Source organism: Clostridium sp. DFI.1.208 (assembly GCF_024463855.1).
GTDB lineage: Bacteria > Bacillota_I > Bacilli_A > Erysipelotrichales > Erysipelotrichaceae > Clostridium_AQ.
In genome coordinates this window covers 1-255 of sequence record NZ_JANGCA010000315.1, presented here as the reverse complement: position 1 = coordinate 255, position 255 = coordinate 1, and the positions used below count along the sequence as shown (strand labels likewise).

Annotated in this window: 1 pseudogene; it reads right to left on the bottom strand. The window is 49.4% G+C overall.

The features are described from left to right. Window positions 1-43: 43 nt before the first annotated feature. A pseudogene (locus NE665_RS24500) lies at window positions 44-255 on the bottom strand (hypothetical protein); the annotation flags it as partial.

Genomic DNA, 255 nt, shown 5'->3' with positions numbered 1-255 from the left:
TTTCCTTCGTCCTTTTTTCGTTCTTCCATAGGTCCTCTTTCCTCTATTCCTTTATCGTGATGGACAGCGTACTTGCCGCCTTGCCGACGAATTCCTTCGTCTTCATATCATAGGCCTCAAAATAAGCGGTCACTGGATAGGTGCCCTTCTTCAATGCCACATCCAGCTGCGCCGTTTCGATCTTGTTGCCGGGACGGATCGCACCGCTCTCATAGATCTTCTCGCCATCCTTCTCATCCTGCTTCAGATAGATCT